19 protein-coding genes are annotated in these 25552 nt (G+C 71.8%); 16 read left to right on the plus strand and 3 right to left on the minus strand.

All coding sequences use genetic code 11. The features are described 5' to 3' along the window. Positions 1-6: 6 nt before the first annotated feature. The 9 genes from gatA to ACIGO6_RS35830 all read left to right on the plus strand — a co-directional run bounded on the left by gatA (position 7) and on the right by ACIGO6_RS35830 (position 10840). Positions 7-1500 carry an Asp-tRNA(Asn)/Glu-tRNA(Gln) amidotransferase subunit GatA gene (gene gatA / locus ACIGO6_RS35790; RefSeq protein ID WP_399883893.1) on the plus strand — a complete coding sequence of 498 codons (1494 nt, stop codon included), beginning with the start codon at positions 7-9 and terminating at the stop codon, positions 1498-1500. Then, complete coding sequence (locus ACIGO6_RS35795) at positions 1497-1736, plus strand: hypothetical protein (RefSeq protein ID WP_043504295.1); 240 nt, start codon at positions 1497-1499, stop codon at positions 1734-1736. The genes gatA and ACIGO6_RS35795 overlap by 4 nt, the downstream gene beginning before the upstream one ends. A gap of 15 nt (positions 1737-1751) precedes the next feature. After that, positions 1752-3263 carry an Asp-tRNA(Asn)/Glu-tRNA(Gln) amidotransferase subunit GatB gene (gatB, locus tag ACIGO6_RS35800; protein WP_399883895.1) on the plus strand — a complete coding sequence of 504 codons (1512 nt, stop codon included), beginning with the start codon at positions 1752-1754 and terminating at the stop codon, positions 3261-3263. Positions 3264-3504: 241 nt separating this feature from the next. After that, positions 3505-5751: an MMPL family transporter gene (locus ACIGO6_RS35805; protein ID WP_399883897.1), complete on the plus strand. Its 2247-nt coding sequence runs from the start codon at positions 3505-3507 to the stop codon at positions 5749-5751. Further along, on the plus strand, positions 5729-6313 hold the full coding sequence (locus ACIGO6_RS35810) for a GNAT family N-acetyltransferase (RefSeq protein WP_399883899.1): 585 nt from the start codon (positions 5729-5731) through the stop codon (positions 6311-6313). The genes ACIGO6_RS35805 and ACIGO6_RS35810 overlap by 23 nt, the downstream gene beginning before the upstream one ends. 35 nt (positions 6314-6348) lie before the next feature. Next, a complete protein-coding gene (locus ACIGO6_RS35815; protein ID WP_399883901.1) occupies positions 6349-6939 on the plus strand; it encodes a hypothetical protein in 591 nt (196 codons plus the stop codon). 215 nt (positions 6940-7154) lie between these two features. Then, entirely contained in the window at positions 7155-7340 is a 186-nt protein-coding gene (locus ACIGO6_RS35820; protein WP_399883903.1) for a hypothetical protein, read from the plus strand. 113 nt (positions 7341-7453) lie between these two features. Continuing rightward, positions 7454-10552 (plus strand): AAA family ATPase, encoded by a 3099-nt coding sequence (locus tag ACIGO6_RS35825; protein WP_399883905.1) that lies wholly within the window; start codon positions 7454-7456, stop codon positions 10550-10552. Positions 10553-10591: 39 nt separating this feature from the next. After that, entirely contained in the window at positions 10592-10840 is a 249-nt protein-coding gene (locus ACIGO6_RS35830) for a DUF6191 domain-containing protein (protein ID WP_399883907.1), read from the plus strand. Positions 10841-10850: 10 nt separating this feature from the next. On the opposite strand, the gene ACIGO6_RS35835 is transcribed toward ACIGO6_RS35830, so the two are convergent. After that, complete coding sequence (locus tag ACIGO6_RS35835) at positions 10851-12059, minus strand: PQQ-dependent sugar dehydrogenase (protein WP_399883909.1); 1209 nt, start codon at positions 12057-12059, stop codon at positions 10851-10853. Positions 12060-12117: 58 nt separating this feature from the next. Continuing rightward, positions 12118-13116, minus strand: a complete 999-nt coding sequence (locus tag ACIGO6_RS35840) for an aldo/keto reductase (RefSeq protein ID WP_399883911.1) — start codon at positions 13114-13116, stop codon at positions 12118-12120. A 76-nt stretch (positions 13117-13192) separates the two neighbouring features. On the opposite strand from ACIGO6_RS35840, the gene ACIGO6_RS35845 reads away from it, so the two are divergent. The 6 genes from ACIGO6_RS35845 to serA all read left to right on the plus strand — a co-directional run bounded on the left by ACIGO6_RS35845 (position 13193) and on the right by serA (position 23140). Further along, positions 13193-14134, plus strand: coding sequence for a 2-hydroxyacid dehydrogenase (locus tag ACIGO6_RS35845; RefSeq protein WP_399883913.1), 942 nt, complete (start codon positions 13193-13195; stop codon positions 14132-14134). A gap of 272 nt (positions 14135-14406) precedes the next feature. Continuing rightward, positions 14407-17520 carry a putative bifunctional diguanylate cyclase/phosphodiesterase gene (locus tag ACIGO6_RS35850; RefSeq protein WP_399883959.1) on the plus strand — a complete coding sequence of 1038 codons (3114 nt, stop codon included), beginning with the start codon at positions 14407-14409 and terminating at the stop codon, positions 17518-17520. Positions 17521-17776: 256 nt separating this feature from the next. Further along, complete coding sequence (locus tag ACIGO6_RS35855; protein ID WP_399883915.1) at positions 17777-19621, plus strand: acetolactate synthase large subunit; 1845 nt, start codon at positions 17777-17779, stop codon at positions 19619-19621. Between the two features lie 21 nt (positions 19622-19642). Next, a complete protein-coding gene (ilvN, locus tag ACIGO6_RS35860; RefSeq protein WP_399883918.1) occupies positions 19643-20167 on the plus strand; it encodes an acetolactate synthase small subunit in 525 nt (174 codons plus the stop codon). A gap of 118 nt (positions 20168-20285) precedes the next feature. After that, positions 20286-21284: a ketol-acid reductoisomerase gene (gene ilvC / locus ACIGO6_RS35865; protein WP_073936415.1), complete on the plus strand. Its 999-nt coding sequence runs from the start codon at positions 20286-20288 to the stop codon at positions 21282-21284. Positions 21285-21550: 266 nt separating this feature from the next. Then, a complete protein-coding gene (gene serA / locus ACIGO6_RS35870; RefSeq protein WP_399883921.1) occupies positions 21551-23140 on the plus strand; it encodes a phosphoglycerate dehydrogenase in 1590 nt (529 codons plus the stop codon). A gap of 92 nt (positions 23141-23232) precedes the next feature. Here the strand turns inward: serA and ACIGO6_RS35875 are convergent, their stop codons facing one another. After that, positions 23233-24447 carry a PucR family transcriptional regulator gene (locus ACIGO6_RS35875; RefSeq protein ID WP_399883923.1) on the minus strand — a complete coding sequence of 405 codons (1215 nt, stop codon included), beginning with the start codon at positions 24445-24447 and terminating at the stop codon, positions 23233-23235. Between the two features lie 164 nt (positions 24448-24611). Between ACIGO6_RS35875 and ACIGO6_RS35880 the strand changes: the two genes are divergently transcribed. Next, the gene (locus ACIGO6_RS35880; RefSeq protein ID WP_399883925.1) at positions 24612-25538 is read left to right on the plus strand and encodes a proline dehydrogenase family protein; all 927 of its coding nucleotides are present in this window, start codon (positions 24612-24614) and stop codon (positions 25536-25538) included. Positions 25539-25552: the final 14 nt, after the last annotated feature.

Consider the following 25552-nt stretch of genomic DNA (forward strand, 5'->3'; position numbering starts at 1 on the left):
CCCGCCATGAGCGACATCATCAAGCTCACCGCGGCCGAGATCGCCGCGAAGATCGCCTCCGGCGAGCTGACGGCCGTCGAGGTCACCGAGGCCCACCTGGCCCGCATCGAGGCCGTCGACGAGAAGGTGCACGCCTTCCTGCACGTCGACCGCGAGGGCGCCCTCGCGCAGGCCCGCGCCGTCGACGCCAAGCGCGAGCGCGGCGAGAAGCTCGGCCCGCTGGCCGGCGTGCCGCTCGCGCTCAAGGACATCTTCACCACCGAGGGCGTGCCCACGACCGTCGGCTCGAAGATCCTCGAGGGCTGGATCCCGCCGTACGACGCGACCGTCACCAAGCGCCTCAAGGACGCGGACGTCGTCATCCTCGGCAAGACGAACATGGACGAGTTCGCCATGGGGTCCTCCACCGAGAACAGCGCCTACGGCCCGACCGGCAACCCCTGGGACCTGACCAGGATCCCCGGCGGCTCCGGCGGCGGCTCCTCCGCGGCCCTCGCGGCCTTCCAGGCGCCGCTCGCCATCGGCACCGACACCGGCGGTTCCATCCGCCAGCCCGCGGCCGTCACCGGCACGGTCGGCGTCAAGCCGACGTACGGCGGCGTCTCCCGCTACGGCATGGTGGCCTTCTCCTCCTCCCTCGACCAGGGCGGCCCCTGTGCCCGCACGGTCCTGGACGCGGCCCTGCTGCACGAGGTGATCGCCGGGCACGACCCGATGGACTCCACGTCGATCGACGCGCCCGTCCCCGCGGTCGTCGAGGCCGCCCGCAACGGCAGCGTCGAGGGCATGCGCGTCGGCGTCGTCAAGCAGTTCCGCGGCGAGGGCTACCAGGCCGGTGTCGTCCAGCGCTTCGACGAGTCCGTCGAGCTGCTGAAGGAGCTGGGCGCCGAGATCGTCGAGCTGGACTGCCCGTCCTTCGACCTCGCGCTCTCCGCGTACTACCTGATCGCGCCCTCCGAGTGCTCCTCCAACCTCGCCCGCTTCGACGGCCTGCGCTACGGCCTGCGGACCGGCGACGACGGCACGCACTCCGCCGAGGAGGTCACCTCCCTGACCCGCGAGGCCGGCTTCGGCCCCGAGGTCAAGCGCCGCGTCATGCTCGGCACGTACGCCCTGTCGAGCGGCTACTACGACGCGTACTACGGCAGCGCCCAGAAGGTCCGCACCCTCATCAAGCAGGAGTTCGAGCGGGCCTTCGAGCAGGTCGACGTGATCGTCTCCCCGACGACCCCGACCACCGCCTTCCCGATCGGCGAGCGCGCCGACGACCCGATGGCGATGTACCTCGCCGACCTGTGCACCATCCCCACCAACCTGGCGGGCAACGCGGCCATGTCGCTGCCCTGCGGCCTCGCCCCCGAGGACAACCTGCCGGTGGGTCTGCAGATCATCGCCCCCGCCCTGAAGGACGACCGGCTGTACAAGGTCGGCGCCGCCGTCGAGGCCGCCTTCGTGGAAAAGTGGGGCCACCCGCTGCTGGAGGAGGCACCGTCGCTGTGAGCAAGCTGTCGAAGGCCAAGGGCTTCAAGAAGTCCAAGAACGGCCTGTACCTGTCCATGGCCACCACCGCGTTCGGCGCGTTCAGCGTCGCCAAGCAGGCGAAGCTCGCCCGCGCGGAGAGCGACACGCTCCGCCTGGTCGACGCCGCCGTGTCCGCCGCCGCCATCGTCACCGGCCTCGCCATCCTCTACCGCGAGCTGAAGCGGCTGGGCGACGACGACGTCCTGCTGGGCTGAGAGGGAAGTTTCACCGTGACCACCACGACCGACCTGGTGTCGTACGAGGACGCGCTGGCGTCGTACGACCCCGTCATGGGCCTCGAGGTCCATGTCGAACTCGGCACCAAGACCAAGATGTTCTGCGGCTGTTCGACCGCGCTCGGCGCCGACCCGAACACCCAGACCTGCCCCGTCTGCCTCGGCATGCCCGGCGCGCTCCCGGTCGTCAACGCGACCGGCGTCGAGTCGGCGATCCGGATCGGTCTCGCGCTGAACTGCGAGATCGCCGAGTGGTGCCGCTTCGCCCGGAAGAACTACTTCTATCCGGACATGCCGAAGAACTTCCAGACCTCCCAGTACGACGAGCCGATCGCCTTCGACGGCTACCTCGACGTGCAACTGGAGGACGGCGAGACCTTCCGCGTCCAGATCGAGCGCGCCCACATGGAGGAGGACACCGGCAAGTCGACGCACGTCGGTGGCGCGACGGGCCGTATCCACGGCGCCTCGCACTCCCTCCTCGACTACAATCGCGCCGGCATCCCGCTCATCGAGATCGTCACCAAGCCGATCGAGGGAGCGGGCGAGCGCGCCCCCGAGGTCGCCCGCGCCTACGTCCGTGAGCTGCGCGAGCTCATCCGGGCCCTCGGCGTGTCCGAGGCCCGCATGGAGATGGGCCAGATGCGCTGCGACGTGAACCTGTCGCTGCGCCCGAACGGCACCGAGAAGTTCGGCACCCGCAGCGAGACCAAGAACGTGAACTCGCTGCGGTCCGTCGAGCGCGCGGCCCGCTTCGAGATCCAGCGGCACGCGGCGGTGCTGAGCGGCGGCGGCACGATCATCCAGGAGACCCGCCACTTCCACGAGGACACGGGGTCCACGACCTCGGGCCGAGTGAAGGAGGAGGCCGAGGACTACCGGTACTTCCCGGAGCCCGACCTGGTGCCGGTCGCCCCGTCCCGCGAGTGGGTCGAGGAGATCCGTTCAGCCCTGCCCGAGCTGCCGCTGGTGCGCCGCAACCGGCTCCGCGAGGAGTGGGGCATCTCCGGCACCGACATGCAGTCGATCCTCAACGCCGGAGCGCTGGACCCGATCGTCGCCACCATCGACGCCGGTGCCGACGCGGCCTCCGCCCGCAAGTGGTGGATGGGCGAGCTGGCCCGCAGTGCCAACGAGTCGGGCAAGGCGCTGGACGAGCTGGCGATCACGCCGGCCCAGGTCGCACGCGTCGCCGAACTGGTCACGAAGGGCGAGCTCAACGACAAGCTGGCCCGCCAGGTCATCCTGGGCGTCCTCGCCGGCGAGGGTACGCCGGACGAGGTCGTCGACAAGCGCGGCCTGAAGGTCGTCTCCGACGAGGGCGCGCTGACCGCCGCCGTCGACGAGGCCATCGCCGGCAACCCGGGCATCGCCGACAAGATCCGCGGCGGCAAGGTGGCCGCGGCCGGCGCCCTGGTCGGCGCGGTCATGAAGGCGACCCGGGGTCAGGCGGACGCCGCCCGCGTCAAGGAGCTGATCCTGCAGAAGCTGGGCGTCGAGGGCTGACACCCGCACACCCCTGGGGGGATGCATCGGTCACGATGCATCCCCCCAGTGCGTTACGGCGGTGCGTCACGGCAGCGCGGTGAACAACCAGTGTTGTGAATAAGCACACGAAACCCGCAAACGATCATTTCTGCCTGCAAGAGTGGCATCGCATCGCTCATGCGTTCTTTGCGGGCCGTTCACACCACGAACGACTGATCCCGGTCAAAGATCCACAATCAGACACCCTGGGAGCACGTTCTTGGCAGCCCTTGCACGCTGGTGTGTCCAACGCCGTCTCGTCGCCGTCCTGCTCTGGCTCCTCGCCCTCGGCGGGGTCGCCACGGCCGCGGTGGTCACCGGCTCTGCCTACTCCAACGACTACGGGGTCCCCGGCACCGATTCCGACCGTGCCTCCCGGCTGCTCGCCTCCGGCTTCCCCGGCCTCGACGGCGACAGTGACACGATCGTGTGGCACACCACCGACGGCACCGTCCGCGCCACCGACGTCGAACAGACCATGACCCGCACCCTGGACCGCATCGCGGACCTGCCCGGGGTGGCCTCGGTGACCAACCCGTACGACGACGCCGACTCGCCCCTGATCAGCGAGGACGCCCACACCGCGTACGCCACGGTCACCTTCGCGGACGCCTCCCAGGACATCGACGCAGGCCAGGCGCGGGCCGTGGTCGACACCGCCAAGGCGGCCGAGGCCGACGGGCTCCAGGTCGAGCTGGGCGGCGGTGCCGTCGCGCTCACCGAGGCGCCGGGCAGCCATCTCGCCGAGGCCCTCGGCGTGGCCGTGGCCGCCGTCGTGCTCTTCCTCGCCTTCGGCTCCCTCGCCGCCGCCGTGCTGCCCATCGCCACCGCGCTGGTCTCCGTCGGCACCGCCTACGCCGGCATCACCCTGCTCGGCCACGCCATGACCGTCGCCGACTTCGCGCCCATGCTGGGCACCCTCATCGGCCTCGGCGTCGGCATCGACTACGCCCTGTTCATCGTCACCAGACACCGGCGCGGTCTGAAGCGGGGACTCACCGTGGCCGAGGCCGCGGAGAACGCCGTCGCGACCACGGGACGCGCGGTCGTCTTCGCGGGTGCCACCGTCTGCATCGCCCTGCTGGGCATGCTGATCCTCCGGCTGAGCTTCCTCAACGGCGTGGCCATCGCCGCCTCGCTGACCGTCGTCCTCACCGTCGCGGCCTCGGTGACGCTGCTGCCGGCCCTGCTGTCGTACATCGGCCCGCGCGCCCTGAGCCGGCGCGAGCGACGCCGGCTCGCGGAGCACGGGCCCGAGCCCGAGCTGCCCACCGGGTTCGCGGCCCGCTGGTCGGCCTTCGTCGAGCGCCACCCCAAGCTGCTCGGCGCCATCGCCCTCGTCGTCATCGCCGTGCTCGCGCTGCCCACCCTCGGACTGCGCCTGGGCACTTCCGACCAGGGCAACGACCCCCAGGGCACCACCACCCGCCAGGCCTACGACCTGCTCGCCGAGGGCTTCGGGCCCGGCGTCAACGGCCCCCTCACCCTGGTCACCGAGGTCGGCGGGGCCGAGGACCGCCTCGCTCTGGACAACCTCGACGCCTCCCTGCGCGCCACCGAGGGCGTCGCCTCGGTGTCACCGGTGACGTACAACGCGGGCGGCGACACCGCCTACCTCAGCGTCGTACCCGAGTCGGCCCCGCAGTCCCAGACCACCAGCGACCTCGTCGAACGGCTGCGCTCCGAGGTGCTGCCGCGCGCCGAGTCCGGCACCGCGCTCGACCTGCACGTCGGCGGCGTGACGGCCGGCTACGACGACTTCGCCGACGTCATCGTGGGCAAGCTGCCCCTCTTCGTCGGCGTCGTCATCGGCCTGGGCTGCCTGCTGCTCCTGCTGGCCTTCCGCTCCATCGGCATCCCGGTCAAGGCCGCCATGATGAACGTCGCCGCCGTGGCCGCGTCCTTCGGCATCGTCGTGGCGATCTTCCAGTGGGGCTGGGGGAGCGAACTGCTCGGCCTCGGCAGCGCGGGCCCGATCGAGCCCTTCCTGCCCGTGATCATGGTGTCGGTGCTCTTCGGGCTCTCCATGGACTACCAGGTCTTCCTGGTCAGCCGGATGTACGAGGAGTGGCTGGAGACCGGTGACAACCGCCGCGCGGTCCGCGTCGGCCTCGCCGAGACCAGCCGGGTGATCAACTCCGCCGCGGTCATCATGATCTCGGTCTTCCTCGCGTTCGTCCTCAGCGGCGACCGGGTGATCGCCATGTTCGGCATCGCGCTCGCCGCCGCCGTCGCCCTGGACGCCTTCGTGCTGCGCACGCTCCTGGTGCCCGCCCTGATGCACCTGCTCGGCAGCGCCAACTGGTGGCTGCCGCGCCGGCTGGACAAGATCCTTCCGCGCATCAGCATCGAGCCGCCCGAGTGCCGCGCCGCCCATGAGAGGCTGGCCGCGGCGACGGACGCCGAAGTGGCGGACGTCCTTGCGGAGGAGGAACGACACCGGGATGTACGCGATACCACTGGGTGACGACGGAGCCGAACTGCGCCCCCTGGAGACCTGGCACGCCGAGGAGTTCCTGGCCCACCTGGACCGGGGCAGGGACTTCATCACACAGCACATCCCCTTCGGGACGAAGGCCACGGACGTCGACTCCGCCCGGGAGCTGCTCCAGGCCTACGCCGACCGGCACGCCGCCGACAGCGGCTTCCTGCACGGGCTGTGGCTGGACGGCAAGCTCGTCGGCGGACTGCTCTTCCGGGTCTTCGACGCGGCCACCGGCGTCTGCGAGATCGGCTGCTGGCTGGAGCCCGCCGGCACGGGCCGTGGCCTGGTCACACGCGGCGCCCGGGTGCTGATCGACTGGGCGTTCGACGAGCGCGGCATGCACCGCGTGGAGTGGCACGCGTCGTCCGTCAACACCCCGAGTGTCAACGCCGCCCGGCGACTCGGCATGATGCGTGAGGGCGTGCTGCGCGAAAGCGCCCCGTACCGGGGTGTCCGCCAGGACATCGAGGTGTGGGCGGTGCTCGCGCCCGAGTGGCGTGCGGCACGTGAGGCACGCGCGCGTGCCGCTCACAAGGATCATTAAGGGACCTCTCAGACAGCGTCCGTACGGTGCGAGACATGGGAACGAAGACAGTGGACGAGACCGGCGTGAAGACCGACGAGCACAAGACGGACGAGGCGGCCGAGGCCGCGGCGACCGGGACCCGGGACGACGCCGACACCACGACGGACGACGCCACGACCGAGGACGCCACGAAGGACGAGGTCACCACGGACGACGACGCCGTGACCGGTGCCGCCGGGACCGAGGGCCCCACGGGCGTCGGCCAGGGTGCGGGCGCGGTCGTCTCCGCCGGGCTGGGCATCGTCTCGCTGACCGGCAGCTGGGTCGGCACGGTGGCCTCCGCCCGCGAGGCGGTCTTCGGACAGCTGGAGACGACGTCGACGTCGAACGTCCAGACCATGCTCGAGAAGGGTTACGGAGACGCCTGGCAGGCCACCGCGCTCTGGGGCGGCCTGTTCGCCCTGGTCGCGCTGATCGTCGGCGTCGTGGTGCTGGTCCGGCCCGCGTTCGGCGCGCCCGGCAAGCCGCAGGCCGCGTGGATCAAGTCGGTCTCCTGGGCGGGCGTCGCGCTGGGCGTGATCGGCCTGATCCTGGCCGTACTCAAGTACACCGACGTCATGCTGGCCGTGCCGTCCGTGGGCTGACGCCTACGCAGCTCACATGGGGTCTTAGGGCACCCGGCGCGCATCATGCGCCCGCCCTAAGACCCCACACGCACGTCTAAGGCCCCACCCGGTGGCGAAGATGCGGAACTTACCCGATGTGGCGCACCCCCCTGGGAGACGAAGGTTGAGGCATCGCAAGCAAGCAAGCGAGCGAAGCCGAAACCGACTCTCACCGAGGGACCAGGGGACACACCATGTACGAGTACGAGATCCTGCAGCTCCGTTCCGCCGAACTGATCCGCCGTGCCGACGAGGCCCGGCTGGCCCGCGAGGCCGTCCGCGCCCGGCGCGCCGCCCGTCGCGACGCCCGCCACGCAGCCGCCGAGGCGGAGAGTCATACGTTCCGGTTCCGCCGGCAGCGAATCGCCCGGGCCGCGTGAACGGGGGGACCGGGGAGGGTGGCCGCACGGCCGCCCTCCCCGCCGTCGTTCCGCCCTCCCCGTCGCCCACCGCCCACCCGAAAACCCCTGCCGCGCTGTCGGACCCGCGTGCGATGCTCGGGTCCGTGGAGACCAGGTCCGTCAGTCCCGTGTTCGTCGGCCGCACCGGCGAACTGGACACGTTGAACGACGCGCTCGTCCGCGCCGCCGGCGCCGCCGAGCCGCAGGCACTGCTGCTCGCGGGCGAGGCGGGCGTCGGCAAGACCCGCCTCGTCGAGGAGTTCGCCGGCGCAGCCCGCCGGCAGGGCGCCGTCGTCGCGCTGGGCGGCTGCGTGGAGATCGGCGCCGACGGACTGCCCTTCGCGCCGTTCTCCACCGCCCTGCGCGCCCTGCGCCGCGAACTGCCCGCGGAACTGGCCGCCGCGGCCGCCGGGCAGGAGGAGGAGCTCGCGCGGCTGCTGCCCGAGCTGTGCGAGACCGCCACCGGCCCCGGCAGCGGCCGGCACGACGAGGAGGGCATGGCCCGCCTCTTCGAACTCACCGCCCGCCTCCTGGAGCGCGTCGCCGCCCGGCACACCGTCGTGCTCGTCCTGGAGGACCTGCACTGGGCCGACGCCTCCACCCGCCACCTGATCGCCTACCTCTTCCGGACCCTGCGCACCGGCCACCTCGTCGTCCTGGCCACCTACCGCTCCGACGACATCCACCGCCGCCACCCGCTGCGCCCCCTGCTCGCCGAACTCGACCGGCTGCGCACCGTCCGCCGCATCGAACTGGGCCGCTTCACCCGCGAGGAAGTCGGCCGCCAGATCGCCGGCATCCTCGCCCACGAACCCGACCCGCTCCAGGTCGACCAGATCTTCGAGCGCTCCGACGGCAACGCCTTCTTCGTCGAGGAACTCGCGGTGGCCGCCCACGAGGGCAGCTGCACCGGCCTCACCGACTCCCTGCGCGACCTGCTGCTGGTCCGCGTCGAAGCCCTGTCCGAGAGCGCCCAGCGGGTCGCCCGGATCGTCGCCGAGGGCGGCTCCACCGTCGAGTACCGGCTGCTCGCCGCGGTCGCCCGGCTCGCCGAGGACGACCTCATCGAAGCCCTGCGCGCCGCCGTCAACGCCCACCTGCTGCTCCCCGCGCCCGACGGCGACGGCTACCGCTTCCGCCACTCCCTGGTCCGCGAGGCCGTCGCCGACGACCTGCTTCCCGGCGAGCGCTCCCGCCTCAACCGCCGCTACGCCGAAGCACTCGAAGCCGACCCCACGCTGGTGCCCGCCGCCGAGCGCGTGATGCGCCTGGCCAGCTACTGGTACCACGCCCACGACGCCGCCAAGGCCCTGCCCGCCGTCCTGGACGCCTCCGTCGAGGCCCGTCGCCGGCACGCCTACTCCGAGCAGCTCCGGCTGCTGGAGCGCGCCATGGAGCTGTGGGACTCCGCCCCCGACGAGGTCCGCGCCACCCTGCGCCCCGTCGACTACACCGAGGTCTACCCGCCCTGCGGCTGCGACCCGCGGACCAAGCCCCTGCGGTACCTCGACCTCATGGCCGAGGCCGCCGTCGCCGGACGGCTGTGCGGCGAGCGCGAGCGCGCCATGAAGATCACCAAGCGGGCACTGCGCCTGCTGGACGACGAGCACGACGCCGCACCCGGCGCCCGGCCGGGCGGCAGCGGGCAGGACCCGCAGCGCGCCGCCTGGTTCTGGACCCAGCGCTCGCTGCTGGTCCAGGCCCAGGGCCGCGGCGACGGCTGGCGTGAGCTCGGCATCGCCCAGGAACTGGTCCGCGGCCTGCCCCCGTCAGAGGTGCACGCCGAGGTGCTGGCCATGGCCGCCAACTGGTCGATGCTCCACAACCCCGGCCCCGACGCCGTGACCGCCGCCGAGCGGGCCGTCGAGTACGCGCGCATGGTGGGCGCCGCCGACATCGAGCTCAACGCCCGGCTCACCCTCGGCGGCCTCATGGTGGACGCGGGGCACATCGACGCGGGGCTCACGGAGATGTACCGGGTCAGAGACGCGGTGACCGCGCAGGGGCGGGCCGCCGTGGTGGGCCGCAGTCACGTCAACCTGCCCTCCGTCCTGGAAAGCGTCGGCCGCTCCGAGGAGGCGCTGGGGATCCTGCGCGAAGGCGTCGACCTCACCCGGCGGATGGGGCTGCTGGAGTCCGAGGCCTGGGTCTGGGGCAACCTCGCCGAGTCGCTCATCTCGCTGGGCCGCTGGGACGAGGCGATGGAGGCCGCGGCCATGTCCGGAGCTCCGGGCCGGGGCGCCGCACCACGCGGCGGCGCCGCCCTCAAGCGCGCCGCCGTGGCACTGGCCCGCGGCGAGACGGCCGAGGCCGGCCGGCTGCTCGCCGAGGCCCGCGCCGCCTACGGCACGCACGACCCCATGCCGCAGCACCGGCTGCCGCTGGCCGTCCTCACCATCGCCTTCGCCGCCGCAGAGGGCCGCCTCCTCGACGCCCGCGCCGAGCTGGGCCGGGTCCTGGACGCGGGCTTCCCGCCCGGTACCCAGCGCTTCGGCTGGCCCCTGCTGCTGTCCGCCGCCGAGGCCGAGGCCGACGCCCGCGGACTGCCGGTCGCCGAGGAGGGTCGCGCCGAGGTCCTCGAACGCCTCACCGAGGCCGCCAAGGCCCTGCCCGCCGGCGTCCCGGTCTGGCTCGCCCACGAGAAGTGGGTCCGCGCCGAACTCCACCGCGCCACCGGCCGGGACACCCCCGAGCTCTGGTCGGAGGCGGTCACCGCCTTCGAGTGCCTGGAACGCCCCTACGAGCTGGCCCGCGTCCGGCACCGGCTGGCCGGCGCCCTCGTGGCCGTCGGCGGCGAGGACGAGCGCGCCCGCGCCAGGGAGCTGCTCCGCCTCGCCCGCACCGTCGCCGGGCACCTCGGCGCCCGCCCGCTCGCCGACGCCGTCACGCTGCTCGCCCAGCGCGCCCGACTCACCCTCGGCCACGCCCCTGAGCCGGACCCCGCCCCCGCCGACCCGGCCGAGGCCCTCGGCCTCACCAGCCGCGAACGCGACGTGCTGCGCCTGGTCGCCGACGGCCGCACCAACCGCCAGATAGCCGAGGAGCTCTTCATCTCCCCCAAGACGGCCAGCGTCCACGTCTCCAACATCCTGGCCAAGCTCGGCGTATCCGGTCGCGGCGAGGCGGCGGCGGTGGCCCACCGCCTGGACCTGTTCCCGGCCGAACGGCTCACGTCCCGTTCGGCGGAGTGAGGCTTACGCTCTAAGGGACGCCCACGGACGGAGACTGGTGTGTTCAACGCATTCGAGGAACTGTTCGCCCCCGGCCGCAAGCACACCCGCGACGAGCAGAACCGTCTGGAACTCACCCGCGAGGACGTCGGCGACGGCGATCCGGGACACGGCCCGATAGACCTCACCTCGGGCAAGGTCGTCGTCCACCTGCCCCGCCCCCAGAACACGGCCGGAGAGGCGGCCACGGATGCCGTCGCGGAGCCGCAGGCACCCGCCGAGGACCGGCCCGACGAAAACCGGAGTTGAACGACCGCGCCTACTTCACCTCCAGCTCCAGAATCCGGTCGTCGCCGTCCTTCACGTTCCCCCGCCCGTCCGTGTTGCTGGTCACGAGCCACAGCTTGTCGCCGCCCGCCGCGACCACCGTGCGCAGACGCCCGTACTCACCCTCGAGGAACGCCTGCGGGTCGGCCGCGGCCTCCGTGCCCTTCAGCGGGACCCGCCACAGCCGCTCTCCGCGCAGGCCCGCCATCCACACCGAACCCTGGGCGTACGCGATGCCGCTGGGCGAGGCCTCGGCCGTGCTCCACTGGGCGAGCGGATCGTGGAAACCGGAGCCGCCGTCCTTGCCCTCGGCCTCGGGCCAGCCGTAGTTGTCGCCCGGTTTGATCGCGTTCAGCTCGTCCCAGGTTTCCTGCCCGAACTCCGCGGCGAACAGCCGCTGCTTGTCGTCCCACGCCAGCCCCTGCACGTTCCGGTGGCCGTACGAGTACACCGGGGAGTCGGGGAAGGGGTTGCCGGGCGCCGGGGCGCCGTCCGGCGTCATCCGCAGGATCTTGCCGCCCAGGGACTCCTTGTCCTGGGACAGCCCCTCGTTGCCGCTCTCGCCCGTGCCCGCGTACAGCATCTTGTCGGGGCCGAACGCGATCCGGCCGCCGTTGTGGACGAAGCCCATGGGAATGCCCCGGAAGACCGTGTCCGGCGCGCCGAGCTGCTGACCGGAGGGCTTCTTCTCGTTGTACAGCATGCGCACGATGCGGTTGTCGGAGGCGGCGGTGAAGTACGCGTAGACCATGCGGTCCGAGGCGAAGTCGGGGGAGAGCGCGATGCCGAGGAGGCCGCCCTCTCCGGCCGGCGACACCCCGGGCACCTCGCCCAGCTCCGTCTTCTTGCCCGTCTTCTCGTCGACCCGCGTGATCGTGGCCTCGTCACGGGAGGAGACCAGCAGGTCACCGCCGGGCAGCGGGGCCAGCCCCCAGGGGCTCTCCAGCCCCGTGGCGACCGTGCGGACCACCTTCACGGCGCCCTTCGCGGGCGGTGTCTGCGCGGTGGCCGGGCCGGAGGGCGACGACTGGGCCGTCGTACTGCTGCGGCTGCCGGGGGAGGTGCTCCCGTCCGAGTCCGAGGGACCCGGGTCGTCGGAGGAGCAGCCGGCCGTCAGCAGGAGGGCGGCGGCCAACACGGCCGTCACGGCTCGACGTTGCACGATCATGGTCCCTTCGACGCGGCGGGTTCTCCTTGTCATACACCGCTGCGGCCCTCCAAGTTCCCGATCACACACACCCGAATCCGGGAACCGTCCGTCAGTCCCAGGATCCCTGCGCCGCCGGCAGCCCACCCACCTCCGCCAGATCCTGCGCGGACAGCCGCAGCGCAGCCGCCCCGGCGTTCTGCGCCACCCAGCGCTCCTGCTTGGTGCCCGGCACCGCGACCACGTGCCGTCCCTGCGCCAGCACCCAGGCCAGCGCCACCTGCGCCGGCGTGACCCCGTCGCCGTGCCGGGCCGCGATCCGGCGCAGGCCGGCCACGATCGGCTGGTTGGCGGCCATCATCTCCGCGGTGAAGCGGGGGTGCCGGGCGCGCAGGTCGTCCGGTTCGAAGCCCTGCCCGGGCGTCAGCGTGCCGGTCAGGAAGCCGTTGCCGAGCGGCATCGCGGCGAGGAAACCGACGCCGCGCGAGGCGCACCACGGCAGCAGCGTGCGCAGCGCCTCCGGCGACCACACCGACAGCTCGGCCTCGACCGCGCTCACCGGGAACACCTGCTGCACCCGCTCCAGTTGCCGGATCGTCGCGTCGTGCAGCCGCGCCCCCGGCCGCCGGGCCGACCGCGCGCCGACCGCGCAGAGCCCGAGCGCCCGCACCTTCCCGGCCCGCACCAGCTCCGCCATCGCGCCCCAGGTCTCCTCGACGGGCACCTCGGGGTCGGCGCGGTGCAACTGGTAGAGGTCGATGACGTCCGTCTGCAGCCGGCGCAGGGAGGCGTCGCAGGCACGTTTCACATAGCCGGGGCGGCCGTTGGCCACGATGTGCTGATCGCCGACCAGCAGCCCGACCTTGGTCGACACGAAGGCGTCCGACCGTCGCTCCTTCAACACCCGCCCCAGCAGCAGCTCGTTGGTGAACGGGCCGTACATGTCCGCCGTGTCCAGCAGGCAGGCGCCCAGATCGAGGGCCCGGTGCACGGCCCTGACCGACTCCTCGCCCCGCTGCCGCGACGTGCTGTACGCCCAGTTCATCGGCATGCACCCCAGTCCGACGGCCCCCACCGCGAGCGCCGTCGCGCCGATCGTCCTGCGCTCCACCTGGTCGTGACCCTCCCTCGTCAGGCCACCCAACCTAACCTCTGCCCTTCCGCGTCCCTGACATAGCCTCCTGACCATGACTGCTGACGTGTGGCTGCCCATCCCGCCGGACGAGATCGAGGGCCTCCCCGAGGGCCCTGTCTACCGTTACTGGAACGGCGAGGAGACCTTCCCCGCCGACCCGGCCGACTGCGCGTACTACGTCGTCCCCTACATGAAGCCCACCGGGATCGGCGTACGCCCGCTGCCGGACATGCGCTCCGTCCAGGTCGTCCAGACCCTGTCCGCCGGCATCGATCACGTGGAACCGGGGCTCAAGCACCTGCCCGCCGGCGTACGGCTGTGCAACGCGCGCGGCGTGCACGAGGCCAGCACCGCGGAGCTCACCCTCGCCCTGATCCTGGCCTCGCTGCGCGGCATCCCCGACTTCGTCCGGGCGCAGGACCGGGGGGAGTGGCTCGGCGGGTTCCGGCCCGCGCTGGCCGACCGGAACGTGCTCGTCGTCGGGTACGGATCGATCGGCGCCGCGATCGAGGACCGGCTCGTGCCGTTCGAGGTCGCGCCGGTGGTGCGCGTCGCGCGCTCCGCCCGCACCACGGCGCGCGGCCCGGTGCACCCGTTCACCGAACTCCCCGCCCTGCTCCCCGAGGCGGACGTCGTCGTCCTGTCCACCCCGCTCACCGAGGCCACCCGGGGCCTGGTGGACGCGGAGTTCCTGGCCCGGATGAAGGACGGGGCCCTGCTCGTCAACGTCGCGCGCGGCCCCGTCGTCGACACGAAGGCGTTGCTCGCCGAACTGGAGAGCGGGCGCCTCAGGGCCGCCCTCGACGTGACCGACCCCGAACCGCTGCCGCCCGGCCACCCCTTGTGGCAGGCTCCCGGCACGCTCATCAGCCCGCACGTCGGCGGGCCGACCTCCGCCTTTCTGCCGCGCGCCAAGCGGCTGCTGGTGGACCAGTTGAGCCGTTTCGTGAACCGGGAGCCGTTGCGCAACGTGATCCTTACGACCGGCGCGTAATCCGCTTCGGGTACCCTCCGCAACCTCGTGGAAGCGGTGGGTATGCGCGTAACCGCTGGTCGTCACGGAGCGTAGAGAACCTATGTCCCTGAGTGACGATCCTGGTGTATCGTCCGACAGGGGATGCGCCGCGCACCGTTCGGCGCCGGGGATGGGCATCTCAGACTGTGAGGGGGGCGACGGGCGATGCACGGCCTATGGACGAACGACCCGACGCGGCGGAGCCGCCGCCGGCGACCCTGGCGCACGACCGCGCGGACCAGGAGGATCCGGTGAGTCCGCCCCCCGTGCCCACTCTGGACGGAGCGCTGCGCCCGCAGGCCCCGCCCGGACCACTGCCGTCCCGGCCCTCCGTCCTCACCGGCCGGCCCACCCTCGTCCGTCAGCTCGCGCTGGCCGCGGTCTGCGCGGCATACGCAGTGGGGTCCGCGCTCGGCTGGGGTTCGGAGTACGTCGCCAAGATCATGGGCGACTTCGGGCTGAGCGCCGCCGCGGCCGCCGCCGCCGTCTCCTGCTTCCTCTACGCCCGGGGGCGCCGCGTCCGCTTTCGACCGGCCTGGCTGCTGTTCGCCCTCTCCTCGGCGATGGCGGCCCTGGGCAATCTGGTCTGGGGGTGGCACGAGGTCGTCCTGCGCCAGCCCGTGCCCAGCCCCAGCTACGCGGACCTGTTCTTCCTGTGCTTCGCGCCGCCCGCCATCGTGGGGCTGCTGGTGCTCGCCAAGCGGCCGGTGACGAAGGCGGGCTGGATCTGCCTGGGGCTCGACGCCTGGCTGATCGGCGGCTCGCTGCTGACCCTGGCCTGGAGTCTGGCGCTGGCTCAGGCGGCGAAGGCCGAGGGCGGTTCCAGCGTGGCGCACTCCGCGCTCTCGGTGGCGTACCCGCTGCTCGACATCGCTCTCGTCAGCATGGTCCTCGCGCTGCACTTCCGGCGGTCACCCGTCTGCAGGTCCGCCGTCAACACCGCCATCGGCGCGCTCGCCCTGACCGTGATGTGCGACGCCCTGTTCACCTCGCCGCTGCTGCACAACAGCTACCGCTCCGGCCAGTTGCTCGACGCGGGCTGGTTCGCCGGTTCGCTGCTGCTCGCGTACGCCCCCTGGGCCGCGTCCCGGCGCGGGCGGCCGGCGGAGGAGGACGGTTGCGGTGGGCACACACGCGTGGTGCACGAGCACATGCCCGGACAGCGCGGCGCCGGCCATCAGCCCGCACCGGTCTCCCCGTACGCACCGGTCTCCCCGTACGCATCGGTCACCACGTCCGCACCGGGCGCCGTGTCCGCAGCGGGCTCCGTGTCGGCGTCCGCGCCCGCATCCACGTCCGCGCCGCCGCCCGTGCCCGGGCCGGGCGAGCGCGGCCGGTATCCCGTCTCCCGGCCCATCGCCGGGTCGCTGGCCGCGCTCACGCCCTACCTCGCCGCCGCGGTCTGCACCCTGGGGATCCTCTACAACGTCCTCAACGGCCGCAGCGTCGACCGCGTCGTGCTGCTGACGGGCGGCACCGTGGTGCTCGCCCTCGTCGTACGCCAGGGCATCATGCTGCTCGACAACATCACCCTCACCCAGGAACTGGCCCAGAAGGAGAACCACTTCCGCTCCCTGGTGCAGGGCTCCAGCGACGTCATCATGATCGCCGCCCCCAGCGGCGTCCTCCGCTACGTCTCCCCGGCCGCCGCCGGGGTCTACGGGCGGCCCGCGGAGGAGCTCGTCGGCAGCGAACTGGCCGGTCTCATCCACCCGGAGGACCTCGGCTGCGTGGTGCACGAGGTGCGCCGGTTCCTCGCCGCCAGCCCGGCCGAGGAACCCACCACCCGCATCGAGTGCCGCTTCCGCTCCGGCGACGGCGGCTGGCTCAACGTCGAGTCCACCGTCAACCGCCACCACGGCGGCCTGATCTTCAACAGCCGGGACGTGACCGAAAGAGTGCGCCTCCAGGCGCAGCTCCAGCACAACGCCGAGCACGACCCGCTCACCGACCTGCCCAACCGCGCCCTGTTCACCCGGCGCGTCCAGCAGGCCCTGTCCGGCCGCCGCGCCTCCGACCGGGGCGCCGCCCTGCGCGGTACGGCGGTGCTCTTCATCGACCTCGACGGCTTCAAGGCCGTCAACGACACCATCGGGCACCAGGCCGGGGACGAGCTGCTCGTCCAGGCGGCCCGCAGGCTCCACGAGGCCGTCCGCAAGGGGGACACCGCCTCCCGGCTGGGCGGCGACGAGTTCGCGGCACTGATCGTCGGGGACGGGGCCCGGGACCGGACCGCCCGCGAGGGGCACATCCGGGAGCTCGCCGACCGCCTCCGGCTGACCCTCTCGCAGCCCTACCTCATCGACGGCAACGATGTCCGTGTCAACGCCTCCATCGGCGTGGCCTTCGCCGAACCGGGCCTCGGCGCGGGCGAGCTGCTGCGCAACGCCGACCTCGCGATGTACCGGGCCAAGGCGGCCGGCAAGGGACGCGTCGAGCTGTACAGGCCGCAGATGCAGCAGGACGTCGTGCGCAAGGCGGAGCTGGCCACGCGCCTGCGGGCCGCGTTGCACGACGGGGAGTTCGCGCTGCTGCACCAGCCGGTGGTCGCCCTGACGGACGGCCGGATCGCATCGGTCTGCGCGCAGGCGCGCTGGCGTTCCTCCCAGGGGGTGCTGTTCACGCCCGCCGAGTTCCTGCGCGTGGCCGAGGACGGCGACAAGACCGCCGAACTGGACCGCTGGGTGCTCCAGGAGGCCGTCGAGGAGGCGGCGGAACGCGCGGCGGCCGGGCTGTCGGCGGCCGTGGCCGTCCGCATCGGAGCCCGCCGGCTGCTGGACCGCTCCATGCCGCTGGGCTCCGTGGAAGCCCTGCTGACCCGGCACGGGCTGCCTCCCGGCTCCCTTGTGATCGAGCTGTCGGACATCGACCCACGGGTCGGCCTGGACGAGCTGGACCGTCGCCTGAACGCGCTGCGGAGGGTGGGCGTCCGCATCGCCCTGGACGGCTTCGGCAGCGGATACGCGGCGATCACCGCGCTGCGGCGCCTGCCCGTGGACGTCCTCAAGCTCGACCGCGGCCTGGTCGAGGGCGTCGTGGAGTCGGCGCGGCTGCACAAGATCACCAGCGGTCTGCTGCGCATCGCCACCGACCTCGGACTGAAGTCCGTGGCCGACGGCGTGGACCTGCCCGAGCAGATCGTCGCCCTGCGCGCGATGGGCTGCACCCACGGACAGGGCATGGCGTTCTCCGGGCCGCTGGACGAGTACCGGCTGCGCAGAGCCCTCAAGACCGGCCACTACCCGGTGCCGCACGGACCTGTGGAACCGGCGTTCGCGGGCGGCGTCACCTCCGGGCTCCCGGTCGTCCTGCGTGGTGGCACGTCCCTGCGCTCACATAATGAGACTCCCGTCCCACCCACTTGACAGTGGGGGCGTGCCGGGAGGAAGGTCAGTGCCATGCGCACCCGAATTCTCGTACTTGGAAAGCGCGTCGGCTGAGCAGGTGACGTCCGGACCGATCCGGACTCCCCGCGACCCACACTCGGCGCGCTCCCCTCGCTTGCCTTATGGCACGAGGGGTTTTTTGTTGCACCAGCACTGCTGAGCAACAGTCACACACCGTCCGAAACCTCGCAAAAACCCCAGCATCAAAACCCTCAGCATCGAGAAGAGAATGCCGATGACCGAGCAGGCCACCGGGGCCCATCACCCGCAGCCGCGGCCCCGATCCGGAGGACAGTCCGCCCCCGAGCACGTCACGGGTGCGCAGTCCCTCATCCGCTCTCTCGAGGAGGTCGGCGCCGACACGGTATTCGGCATCCCCGGCGGCACGATCCTTCCGGCGTACGACCCGCTGATGGACTCCACCAAGGTGCGCCACGTCCTGGTCCGTCACGAGCAGGGCGCCGGCCACGCCGCCACCGGCTACGCGCAGGCCACCGGCAAGGTGGGCGTCTGCATGGCGACCTCCGGACCCGGCGCCACCAACCTGGTCACCCCGATCGCCGACGCGCACATGGACTCCGTGCCGCTGGTCGCGATCACCGGCCAGGTGGTGTCCTCCTCGATCGGCACGGACGCCTTCCAGGAGGCGGACATCGTCGGCATCACCATGCCGGTCACCAAGCACAGCTTCCTGGTCACCAAGGCCGAGGACATCCCCCGGGTGATCGCGCAGGCGTTCCACATCGCCTCCACCGGCCGCCCCGGCCCGGTCCTGGTCGACATTCCCAAGGACATCCTCCAGAAGAAGACCACCTTCTCCTGGCCGCCGGTCATGGACCTGCCCGGCTACCGTCCCGTCACCAAGCCGCACGCCAAGCAGATCCGCGAGGCGGCCAAGCTCATCACCGCCGCCAAGCGCCCGGTCCTCTACGTCGGCGGCGGCGTCCTCAAGGCACAGGCCACCGCCGAGCTGAGGGTCCTCGCCGAACTCACCGGAGCGCCCGTCACCACCACCCTGATGGCGCTCGGCGCATTCCCCGACAGCCACCCGCTGCACGTGGGAATGCCGGGCATGCACGGTGCGGTCACCGCCGTCACCGCGCTGCAGAAGGCCGACCTGATCGTCGCCCTCGGCGCCCGCTTCGACGACCGCGTCACCGGCAAGCTGGACAGCTTCGCCCCGTACGCCAAGATCGTCCACGCCGACATCGACCCGGCCGAGATCGGCAAGAACCGCGCCGCCGACGTGCCGATCGTCGGTGACGCCCGCGAGGTCATCGCCGACCTGGTGCAGGCCGTCCAGAAGGAGCACAGCGAGGGCAACCAGGGCGACTACACCGCCTGGTGGAAGGACCTCAGCCGCTGGCGCGACACCTACCCCCTCGGCTACGACCAGCCGGCGGACGGTTCGCTCTCCCCGCAGCAGGTCATCGAGCGCATCGGGCAGCTGGCGCCCGAGGGCACCGTCTTCGCGGCCGGCGTCGGCCAGCACCAGATGTGGGCCGCGCACTTCGTCCAGTACGAGCAGCCCGCCACCTGGCTGAACTCCGGCGGCGCCGGGACCATGGGCTACGCCGTCCCCGCCGCCATGGGCGCCAAGGCCGGCGTCCCCGACCGCACCGTCTGGGCGATCGACGGCGACGGCTGCTTCCAGATGACCAACCAGGAACTGACCACCTGCGCCCTGAACAACATCCCGATCAAGGTCGCCGTCATCAACAACGGCGCCCTCGGGATGGTCCGCCAGTGGCAGACCCTGTTCTACAACCAGCGGTACTCCAACACGGTGCTGCACTCCGGCCCCGACGACGTCAACCCCGAGGCCCGCGGCACCCGCGTCCCCGACTTCGTGAAGCTGTCGGAGGCCATGGGCTGCTACGCCATCCGCTGCGAGGACCCGGCCGACCTCGACAAGGTCATCGAGGAGGCGAACTCGATCAACGACCGTCCCGTCGTCGTCGACTTCATCGTCCACGAGGACGCGATGGTGTGGCCGATGGTCGCCGCCGGCACCTCCAACGACGAGATCATGGCCGCCCGGGACGTCCGCCCCGACTTCGGCGACAACGAAGACGACTGAGCGAGAGAGACCGAAGAGACCATGTCCAAGCACACGCTCTCCGTCCTGGTGGAGAACACCCCCGGCGTCCTGGCGCGGATCACCGCCCTCTTCTCCCGCCGCGGCTTCAACATCGACTCCCTCGCCGTCGGCGTCACCGAACACCCCGACATCTCCCGCATCACCATCGTGGTGAGTGTCGAGGACTTCCCGCTGGAGCAGGTCACCAAGCAGCTCAACAAGCTGGTCAACGTGCTCAAGATCGTCGAGCTGGAGGCCGGCCAGGCGGTCCAGCGCGAACTCGTTCTGGTGAAGGTGCGCTCCGACAACGAGACGCGCTCCCAGATCGTCGAGATCGTCCAGCTCTTCCGCGCCAAGACCGTCGACGTCTCCCCGGAGGCCGTCACCATCGAGGCCACCGGCAGCAGCGACAAGCTGTCCGCCATGCTCAAGATGCTGGAACCGTACGGCATCAAGGAACTCGTCCAGTCCGGCACGATCGCCATCGGCCGCGGCGCCCGTTCGATCACGGACCGCTCGCTGCGCGCACTCGACCGGTCCGCATAACGACGGAAACGGGCGGTCGGCGCCACGCCCGGCCGCCCGCATTCCGAGACCCCGAAACTTCCCTTCCCTCCACCGGCATACGGTGGGACGCAACACCTGCACACAAGGAGAGAACCCAGTGGCCGAGCTGTTCTACGACGCCGACGCCGACCTGTCCATCATCCAGGGCCGCAAGGTCGCGGTCATCGGGTACGGCAGCCAGGGCCACGCCCACGCCCTGTCGCTGCGCGACTCCGGCGTCGACGTGCGCGTCGGTCTGCACGAGGGCTCCAAGTCCAAGGCCAAGGCCGAGGAGCAGGGCCTGCGCGTGGTGAGCCCGTCCGAGGCCGCCGCCGAGGCCGACGTCATCATGATCCTCGTCCCGGACCCCATCCAGGCCCAGGTCTACGAGGAGCACATCAAGGACAACCTGAAGGACGGCGACGCCCTGTTCTTCGGGCACGGCCTGAACATCCGCTACGGCTTCATCAAGCCCCCGGCCGGCGTGGACGTCTGCATGGTCGCCCCCAAGGGCCCGGGCCACCTGGTGCGCCGTCAGTACGAGGAGGGCCGCGGCGTTCCCTGCATCGCCGCCGTCGAGCAGGACGCCACGGGCAACGGCTTCGCGCTGGCCCTGTCGTACGCCAAGGGCATCGGCGGCACCCGCGCCGGCGTCATCAAGACGACCTTCACCGAGGAGACCGAGACCGACCTCTTCGGCGAGCAGGCCGTCCTCTGCGGTGGCACCGCGGCGCTGGTCAAGGCGGGCTTCGAGACCCTGACCGAGGCCGGCTACCAGCCGGAGATCGCCTACTTCGAGTGCCTGCACGAGCTGAAGCTCATCGTGGACCTCATGTACGAGGGCGGCCTGGAGAAGATGCGCTGGTCGATCTCCGAGACCGCCGAGTGGGGCGACTACGTCACCGGCCCGCGGATCATCACCGACGCCACCAAGGCCGAGATGAAGAAGGTCCTCGCCGAGATCCAGGACGGCACCTTCGCCAAGAACTGGATGGACGAGTACCACGGCGGTCTGAAGAAGTACAACGAGTACAAGCAGCAGGACTCCGAGCACCTGCTGGAGACCACCGGCAAGGAGCTGCGCAAGCTCATGAGCTGGGTCGACGAGGAGGCGTAAGCCTCACCGCCGGGGGCCGGAGCGATGCTGCTCCGGCCCCTTCGGCGAACCCGGGGTAACGTCGGAAGCGCGGCGTTGTCCACCCCGTCCAGCCACGGACGGGTGATCCTTCCGCAGAGGCGCAGGACGACGTCCGCCACGCCACTAGACTGCTGCACAACATACGCGTCAGGCCCACAGCGTCGTGCGTCTTCCACGCGGCCACCAACCCTCCACCGCCTGCGGCCGTCGGGACGGCCGTCCGCATTGGACTTGTGAGGACTCACGTGAGCTCGAAACCCGTCGTACTCATCGCCGAAGAGCTGTCGCCCGCGACCGTGGACGCGCTCGGCCCCGACTTCGAGATCCGCCAGTGCAACGGCGCGGACCGGGCCGAACTTCTCCCCGCCATCGCCGATGTGGACGCGATCCTGGTCCGCTCCGCCACCAAGGTCGACGCCGAGGCCATCGCCGCCGCCAAGAAGCTCAAGGTCGTCGCCCGCGCCGGTGTCGGCCTGGACAATGTGGACGTCTCCGCCGCCACCAAGGCCGGCGTCATGGTGGTCAACGCCCCGACCTCCAACATCGTGACCGCCGCCGAACTCGCCTGCGGCCTGCTCATCGCGACGGCCCGCAACATCCCGCAGGCCAACGCCGCGCTGAAGAACGGCGAGTGGAAGCGCAGCAAGTACACCGGCGTCGAGCTCGCCGAGAAGACCCTCGGCGTCGTCGGCCTCGGCCGCATCGGCGCCCTCGTCGCGCAGCGCATGTCGGCCTTCGGCATGAAGGTCGTCGCCTACGACCCCTACGTGCAGCCCGCGCGCGCCGCCCAGATGGGCGTCAAGGTGCTGTCGCTGGACGAGCTGCTCGAGGTCTCCGACTTCATCACCGTCCACCTGCCCAAGACCCCCGAGACCCTCGGCCTGATCGGCGACGAGGCGCTGCGCAAGGTCAAGCCGAGCGTCCGCATCGTCAACGCCGCGCGCGGCGGCATCGTCGACGAGGAGGCGCTGTACTCGGCGCTGAAGGAGGGCCGCGTCGCCGGCGCCGGCCTCGACGTGTACGCCAAGGAGCCCTGCACCGACTCGCCGCTGTTCGAGTTCGACCAGGTCGTCGCCACCCCGCACCTCGGCGCCTCCACCGACGAGGCCCAGGAGAAGGCCGGCATCGCCGTCGCCAAGTCGGTCCGCCTCGCCCTCGCCGGTGAGCTGGTCCCCGACGCGGTCAACGTCCAGGGCGGCGTCATCGCCGAGGACGTCAAGCCGGGCCTGCCGCTCGCCGAGCGCCTCGGCCGCATCTTCACCGCGCTCGCCGGCGAGGTCGCCGTCCGCCTCGACGTCGAGGTCTACGGCGAGATCACCCAGCACGACGTGAAGGTGCTGGAGCTCTCCGCCCTCAAGGGCGTCTTCGAGGACGTCGTCGACGAGACCGTGTCGTACGTCAACGCCCCGCTGTTCGCCCAGGAGCGCGGCGTCGAGGTCCGCCTGACCACCAGCTCGGAGTCCCCGGAGCACCGCAACGTGGTCACCGTGCGCGGCACCCTCTCGGACGGCGAGGAGGTGTCGGTCTCCGGCACGCTGGCCGGCCCGAAGCACCTCCAGAAGATCGTCGCCGTCGGTGACTACGACGTGGACCTCGCCCTCGCCGACCACATGGTCGTCCTGCGCTACGAGGACCGTCCCGGCGTCGTCGGCACCGTCGGCCGCGTCATCGGCGAGGCCGGCATCAACATCGCCGGCATGCAGGTCGCCCGTGCCACGGTCGGCGGCGAGGCGCTGGCCGTCCTGACCGTCGACGACACGGTGCCCTCCGCGGTGCTGGCGGAGGTCGCGGCGGAGATCGGCGCGACGTCGGCCCGGTCGGTGAACCTGGCCTGACGCGACCCGGGGGCCGGACCCCTGAACGGGCGCTTCTTCAAACGCCGGACGGCTGAGCTGCTCAGCCGTCCGGCTTTGCCGTGTCGGGGCCCTCAGAGACCGTAGGCCTTGAGCGCCATGTGCAGCAGCAGCCGGTCCTCCCCGTCGTCCAGGTCCAGGCCCGTGAGCTGCTCGACGCGGGAGAGGCGGTAGTACAGCGTCTGGCGGTGGATGCCCAGCTCGGCGGCCGTGCGGCCGGCCTGGCCCGCGCAGTCGAGGTACGCCTCGGCGGTGCGGGCCAGTTCCCGGTGGGCGGGGGAGAGGAGCACCCGTACGGCGGGGTCGTGCGCCGACTGCGGAGGCAGCGCGGTCAGCAGGCGGAACGGCCCGATGGACGTCCACTCGGCGACCGGGCCGAACCGGGTCTCGGCGCGCGCCGCCCGGGCCGCCGCCGAGGCCTCCCACCAGGCGGTGCCCAGCTCCGCCAGCCCGGTGCGCGGCGCGGAGACCCCGGCCGCGACCCCCGCCGGGGCGCCGGTGCCGCCCGCGCCCCGCGCCCGCTCCAGCAACCGCCCCGCCGCCGACGTCGCCGGTGTCAGCACGTCGGCCGAGCGCAGCCGGACCAGCAGCGCCAGCGACCGGGCCGCCACCGGCCCCCACGGCACCGTGCACAGTGCCGTCGCCCCGGGCACCGTACGCACCGAGGGCGCGTCGTCGGGGTCGGTGGACGGCCAGGGGGCCACGCACACCACGGCGTGCAGGGTGTCCGCGCGGGAGCCGAGCGCGGTGCGCAGCTCGGCCACGGCCATGTCCCGCTGCCAGTCCCGCTCGGCGGTCAGCACCGCCCGCAGCTCCCGGCTCAGGTCCGCGCCGTGCTGCGCCTCGTCCGCGAGCAGTGCGCCGATCCGGGCCGTGACCTCCATGGCGGCCGCCAGCTGCCGCTCCGTCGGTCCCGGGTCGGTGTCCAGGAGCCACACGTACCCCAGGACGACACCCCGATGGCGTACCGGCAGACAGGTGCGGCCCCGGTACACCCCCGCCTCCGGGGTCGGGGGAATGCGGACCGGGCCGGTCGCGCGGGTGATGCCGAAGCTCTCGAACCAGGCCCGCACGGCCGCCGTGGACCGCCGGGTGAGGATCGAGCGGGTGCGCACGGGGTCCAGGGCGGAGGGGTCGAGGTCGCCCTCGCTGTCGTACGCGCCGAAGGCGATCAGCTCGAAGTCCCGGTTCTCCAGGGTCGCGGGTGCGCCCAGCAGCTCCGAGATCTCGTCGACCAGCTCCTGGTAGTCACCCTTGGAATCCGTCGTCACCCGGGCATTCTGCCGCATTTGCGCCCGCGCTTCATACATCTGTCTGAGATCTGCGGCACGGATGCGTGACAGCTGTCGATGGCCGACGATCGGGAGGATCCTTAGATTTCACGGTGGTTCTCCGTGCCGTCCCCCGTTCGTCGGGCTACGGCCTCGTGTTGGTTGGTAAGTGGAGGTGCCCCGTGCTGGGTCCCGTGATTCTCGCCGCGTCGCGCAGCGACCGGATGCGTCGTCTGGTCTCGGCCGCGCCGGTGACCAAGCCGGTCGTCGACCGCTTCATCCCCGGCGAGACGGTCGACGAGATCGTGCCGATCGTCCGGGACCTCACCGACCAGGGCCTGGAACTGACGATGGACGTCGTCGGCGAGGACATCACGAACCCCGCGCAGGCCGAGGCCGCCCGCGACGCCTACCTGGAGCTGATCGACCGGCTGAAGCCGCTGGACCTCGGCACCCGCGCCGAGATGTCGGTGAAGCTGTCGATGTTCGGCCAGGCGCTGGACGGTGGCCACGAGCTGGCCCTCGCCAACGTCCGCCCGGTCGTCGAGGCCGCCGCCGGGATCGGCACCACGGTCACCCTCGACGCCGAGGACCACACCACCCTCGACTCGATGTTCGCCATCCACGAGGAGCTGCGGAAGGACTTCCCGGGGACCGGCTGCGTCATCCAGGCGTACCTCTTTCGCACCGAGGCCGACGCGCGCCGCCTCGCCGACAACGGCAGTCGCGTACGGTTGGTGAAGGGCGCCTACAAGGAGCCCGCAGAGGTCGCGTACCAGCAGCGCCACGAGATTGACAAGGCGTACGTCCGCATCCTGCGCACCCTGATGGAGGGCGAGGGCTACCCGATGATCGGGTCCCACGACCCGCGCCTGATCTCCATCGCGCAGGAGCTGGCCCGCACCGCCGGGCGCAAGCTCGACGAGTACGAGTTCCAGATGCTGTACGGCATCCGCGGCGACGAGCACCTGAGGCTGGCCGCCGAGGGTCACCGCATGCGCGTGTACACCGCCTACGGCACCGACTGGTACGGCTACTTCATGCGCCGTCTGGCGGAGAAGCCGGCCAACCTCCGGTTCTTCGCCCGCTCGATGGTCACCAAGGGCTGAGCCCGCACCCGCTC

Source organism: Streptomyces sp. NPDC053750, from assembly GCF_044544295.1.
GTDB lineage: Bacteria > Actinomycetota > Actinomycetes > Streptomycetales > Streptomycetaceae > Streptomyces.